The organism is Limnospira sp. (genome assembly GCF_051859755.1).
GTDB lineage: Bacteria > Cyanobacteriota > Cyanobacteriia > Cyanobacteriales > Microcoleaceae > Limnospira > Limnospira fusiformis.
This window is the reverse complement of sequence record NZ_JBIMLI010000223.1, coordinates 1-4,716: the sequence shown is the minus strand read 5'-3', so window position 1 is coordinate 4,716 and position 4,716 is coordinate 1. Positions and strand designations below refer to the sequence as shown.

At 44.4% G+C, this 4,716-nt stretch carries 5 protein-coding genes and 1 pseudogene; 5 read left to right on the top strand and 1 reads right to left on the bottom strand.

The window, feature by feature from the left end; all coding sequences use genetic code 11:
• The 3 genes and pseudogenes from ACTIE0_RS22835 to ACTIE0_RS22825 all read left to right on the top strand — a co-directional run.
• A pseudogene (locus ACTIE0_RS22835) lies at positions 1–144 on the top strand (nitrate ABC transporter permease); the annotation flags it as partial.
• Positions 141–518 carry a hypothetical protein gene (locus ACTIE0_RS22830; RefSeq protein ID WP_006622582.1) on the top strand — a complete coding sequence of 126 codons (378 nt, stop codon included), beginning with the start codon at positions 141–143 and terminating at the stop codon, positions 516–518. The pseudogene ACTIE0_RS22835 and the gene ACTIE0_RS22830, both read left to right, overlap by 4 nt.
• Before the next feature lie 221 nt (positions 519–739).
• Positions 740–1,876: a geranylgeranyl reductase family protein gene (locus ACTIE0_RS22825; RefSeq protein WP_006622581.1), complete on the top strand. Its 1,137-nt coding sequence runs from the start codon at positions 740–742 to the stop codon at positions 1,874–1,876.
• 305 nt (positions 1,877–2,181) lie between these two features.
• Here the strand turns inward: ACTIE0_RS22825 and asnS are convergent, their stop codons facing one another.
• Entirely contained in the window at positions 2,182–3,573 is a 1,392-nt protein-coding gene (asnS, locus tag ACTIE0_RS22820) for an asparagine--tRNA ligase (RefSeq protein ID WP_006622580.1), read from the bottom strand.
• A 194-nt stretch (positions 3,574–3,767) separates the two neighbouring features.
• On the opposite strand from asnS, the gene ACTIE0_RS22815 reads away from it, so the two are divergent.
• A complete protein-coding gene (locus ACTIE0_RS22815) occupies positions 3,768–4,076 on the top strand; it encodes a carbon dioxide-concentrating mechanism protein CcmK (RefSeq protein WP_006622579.1) in 309 nt (102 codons plus the stop codon).
• Between the two features lie 119 nt (positions 4,077–4,195).
• Positions 4,196–4,546: a carbon dioxide-concentrating mechanism protein CcmK gene (locus ACTIE0_RS22810; RefSeq protein ID WP_006670274.1), complete on the top strand. Its 351-nt coding sequence runs from the start codon at positions 4,196–4,198 to the stop codon at positions 4,544–4,546.
• Positions 4,547–4,716: the final 170 nt, after the last annotated feature.

Sequence of the window (4,716 nt, the reverse complement as noted above, 5' to 3'; positions counted from 1 at the left end):
CCCAGGGACTGGAACAGTGCTTTGGGAATCTTTCTAAAAGCTTTGCGGGATACCGCCTCTGTTACCTTAACGGGTAACAGTGCTATCGTCGCATTGTCCGGAACCGGAAAAATGTCGCGTAAATCTATCAGAATAGACAAATGACAGATAATTCAACGCAAACCAGTAATAATGCTGTGGAGGCGGTAAGTAGCCTCAAGGATAAATTCCTTAAAATTATCAATAGTTGGCAACTGAAAGTAGGAATAGTTCTGTCCGTAGTAGTGGCGATCGGTTTCCTGTCATTTTTTTGGTCTCATATGGTAGCGGAGTTAGGGATGAAGGCTTGGTCCAAGAGTTCTGGAGCGACTCCGATTAGGTGTATGATCAGAGATACCAATGGCGATGAGTATGTCAGTTGTAGCGCCATCCTCAATGAGCAAATAGTACCCTTAGAATGCGGTTCAAGCATCTTTAACGTGGGGTGTCGGATCAACTATGGGGCGGCGGCTCCAGCAGTTCGCCAACCGAAACCTTAATCAATGTGGGTATATGGTAATTGGTAGGGGCGGGTTCACGCCCGGTATATCCTAGTAACAGATGAATGCACATAAACCCGCCATATACCTGTGATCATAAACCCGCCCTATCTCGGCGATATAAATCCGCCCAGGTTAATATAGTTAGACAGCAGGGGGAGAAGATTGTCAAAACACCGACTAATCTTTAATTCCCTGCTTTTAATTTTAAGGATAAATTAATGATTTTTGATTGTATTATTGTAGGTTCAGGTCCAGCGGGAGCCACAGCAGCCTATCATTTGGCGAAAAAAGGTCATTCGATTTTAGTTATTGATAAGGCGATTTTGCCACGATATAAACCCTGTGGGGGTGGAGTTTCTCCGATAGTTCAGGATTGGTTTGATTTCGATTTTTCTCCGGCAATTTCCCTGAAAACTGTTATGGTTTATTATACCTGGAATAAATCGGAACCCATAGAGGTGGAATTAAAAATAAATCCGATTTGGATGGTCAGGCGAGAGGTTTTTGATTACTTTATTCTCAAACAGGCTATCAGTAAAGGGGCTACAGTTAGAGATAATACGGAGGTTCTGGGGATAGAATTTCAAAGCGATCGCTGGTTAGTTAAAACCCCGGAAGATACCTACACTGGTCGTTATTTAATTGGTGCGGATGGTGCTAAAGGTCCTCTAGCCAAATGGTTAGGATTTACCAAACAAAAGAAACTGGTAGCGGGGGCGTTAGAATTAGAAATACCGACATCTAAACCTGTGGATATGAAGACATATTTTGAATTTGGTTTAGTCAATAGTGGTTATGGCTGGAATTTCCCTAAAGCTGACGGCTATTCTCTGGGGGCTGGAGCTTTTTCTAAACAACGCAAAGCACAAAATTTCAAACGAATATTAGAAGATTATGCGACATTTTTTAACCTGAATTTAGATAATGCTACTGAATGCGGACATCCAATTTCTCTGTGGGATGGTCAACAAAAATTACATACCCAAAATGCAGTTTTAGCAGGAGAAGCCGCCTGTGTGGTTGATCCATTTACGGCTGAGGGTATTCGTCCATCTATTTTTAGTGGTTTAAAAGCGGCTGAAGCCATTAATCAAGCGCTAGGGGGGGATATTAATGCTTTAGATAAGTACACAGAAGTTATGAATGAGGAATGGGGTAATCAGATGATGTTTGCTCAGAAATTAGCTCAAATATTTTACCGTTTTCCTCAATTAGGTTATCAAATAGCTGTCAAAAAACCTTCAGCCACAGCGACTATGAGCCGCATATTTGCGGGAGAGTTGAGTTATTCAGATGTAGCCAACAAAGGTATTAAACTGTTGCAAAAATCCCTATTTAACTTTAATTCCAAATAATCAATATTGTTAATTACATTTAGTAGCGCCAGCGACGGTGAAATACAGCTTGTTCACCAGTCGCTTAATACATTCCCCTCACCCTATATCTCTCTCCCAGAGAGGGAGAGGGACTTTGATTAGTAGGGTGCGCCAGCGACGGTGAAATACAGCTTGTTCACCAGTCGCTTAATACATTCCCCTCACCCTAAATCTGGATCCCAGAGAGGGAGAGGGACTTTGAGAGATGATCAGATCATTTCTGAACAGGCTGTAGTCATGATGACGGGATACTTCAAAACTGACACACCCCTGTAAATGACTCTTTAAAAATCAATGGTTTGGGGAGCGCGTGGGAAAGGAATTACATCACGAATATTAGCCATCCCTGTCATAAACTGAACTACCCGTTCAAAGCCTAAACCAAAACCCGCATGGGGAACAGTTCCATAGCGCCTCAAATCCAAATACCACCATAATTCATCGGGGTTAATTTGTAAGGCTTCCATACGTTTTTGGAGGATATCTAAGCGTTCTTCCCGTTGAGAACCGCCGATAATTTCGCCAACTTTGGGGGCGAGAACATCCATGGCGCGGACGGTTTTTTCGTCGTCGTTTTGGCGCATATAAAAGGCTTTTATTTCACGGGGGTAGTCGGTCACAATTACGGGTTTTTTAAAGAGTTCTTCAGCTAGGTAGCGTTCATGTTCGGATTGTAGGTCTAAGCCCCAACTGACGGGATATTCAAAGGTGCGATCGCTTTTTTCTAGTAGTGCGATCGCCTCCGTATAGGTAATGCGTTCAAATTCATTATTGATAATATTATCAGCCGTAGCCAAGACGGAATTATCAATTCTTTGGTTAAAAAATTCCAGGTCTTCTGGACATTGTTCTAAAACCGACTTAAAGATATGTTTAAGGAAAGCCTCAGCCAAATCCATATTACCATCAAGGTCACAAAAAGCCATTTCTGGTTCAATCATCCAGAACTCGGCTAAGTGGCGAGAAGTATTAGAATTTTCCGCCCGAAAAGTGGGGCCAAAAGTGTAAACATTACCAAAAGCCAGAGCCATAATTTCAGCTTCGAGTTGACCGCTAACGGTAAGAAATGCGCGTTTTCCAAAGAAGTCTTGGGAGAAATCGACAGTTTTCGTCTCCGTGAGGGGTAGATGATTGAGATCTAAACTGGTGACGGAAAATAATTCTCCCGCGCCTTCGCAGTCGCTGGCGGTGATAATAGGGGTATGTATCCACAGAAAGCCTCTTTCTTGGAAAAATTGGTGAACCGCCGCCGCACAGGCGTTACGAACCCGAAAGACTGCGCCATAGGTGTTAGTACGCGATCGCAAATGGGCGATCGTGCGTAGGAACTCAAAAGAGTGTCGCTTCTTCTGCAAAACATAGGTCTGAGGGTCAGCCTCACCATAGACCTGTACTGTATCAGCCTTCAGTTCAATACGTTGACCTTTAGCAGGAGAGGAGACAATTTCTCCCGTCACTTCCACCGATGCGCCGGTGTTCAGTTGTCGTAAAATTGCTGCATAATCAGTTAAATCGGGGTTGAGGACTACCTGAAGGTTAGCCATACAAGACCCATCATTAACCTCAACAAAGGTAAACTCCTTCAGCTCCCGTTTAGTTCTCACCCAACCCTGAACTGTTACCGCTTCACCCGGTTTACCTGTCCGCAAAATTTCCGCTATACGTCCTTTGGCCATTTTGTCTGTCCCTTAACCCATCTAATTTTATATATACCAGCGATCGGGAATCGGGAACCAGAGGTCTGGTTACTGTTAACCATCATCACTCGGCGGTCCACTGTTCCTAAAGTTTTCTAAACCAATAGTATGTTTAAGTGCTATTTTCGGCGTAAAATTAGCTTGAGCAATATCAATGAGCGAGGAGACATTCCATGCCAGAGGCGGTGGGTGTAATTCAAACCTTGGGTTTTCCGGGTGTACTGGCGGCGGCTGATGCAATGGTTAAAGCTGGACGGGTGACTTTAGTATATTTTGATTTAGCAGAACGGGGAGAGTTTATGGTTGCCATTCGGGGCGGAGTTTCCGAAGTTAAGCCCGCAATGGAGGCAGGTATTGCAGCGGCGGAAAATACCTTTGGGTGTACAATTATTACCCACTACACCATTCCTAACCCCCCGCCTAATATTGTTGATGTTCTTCCTATTCACCATACCCCCAAGAGCGAACCCTTCCGAGTCTAACTGGTCGCTCTGGTTTAGAGTATGTACACATAGCATATTCTGGTAAATTTGTCAACAATTGTCGCTAGACTCAAGTTCAAGTGCAGCGACGGGTTATTATTCACTCAGGAGAGTTTTTGATGTCACAACAAGCAGTGGGCGCACTGGAAACTAAGGGGTTTCCAGGGATTTTAGCGGCAGCAGATGCAATGGTTAAAGCGGGTCGTGTCACCCTGGTGGGCTATATCCGGGCGGGTAGCGCTCGGTTTACAGTGATGATACGAGGGGATGTTTCCGAGGTGAAAACCGCTATGGATGCTGGTATTGCAGCAGTAGAGAAGGTATATGGGGGGGCTTTGGAAACTTGGGTAATTATTCCCCGTCCCCATGAAAATGTCGTGGCTGTGCTTCCTATTGACTTTAGCGAAGCGGTGGAAGAATATCGAGCAGCCGCTGAGGGTTTGACTCTTCCTAGGGGTAACGCACGATAATGGACAGGCTCCTTGCTCCGGGGGAATCACGGGGTAGGGGGCAATGGTAAAATCTAAGTTGTGTTACAATGAACCCTTTATTCGTTGTTGAGAGAGCATGATTTCATCTCAAATTAGGTTAACATTTTACGGCAATACGGTATAATACCAAGTATGGTGCGAGACCTTCG

Excerpts from the sequence above, each read along its gene's own strand:
- ACTIE0_RS22830 (WP_006622582.1), top strand. The coding sequence starts at position 141 with ATGACAGATAATTCAACGCAAACCAGTAATAATGCTGTGGAGGCGGTA.
- ACTIE0_RS22825 (WP_006622581.1), top strand. The coding sequence starts at position 740 with ATGATTTTTGATTGTATTATTGTAGGTTCAGGTCCAGCGGGAGCCACA.
- asnS (WP_006622580.1), bottom strand. The coding sequence starts at position 3,573 with ATGGCCAAAGGACGTATAGCGGAAATTTTGCGGACAGGTAAACCGGGT.
- ACTIE0_RS22815 (WP_006622579.1), top strand. The coding sequence starts at position 3,768 with ATGCCAGAGGCGGTGGGTGTAATTCAAACCTTGGGTTTTCCGGGTGTA.
- ACTIE0_RS22810 (WP_006670274.1), top strand. The coding sequence starts at position 4,196 with ATGTCACAACAAGCAGTGGGCGCACTGGAAACTAAGGGGTTTCCAGGG.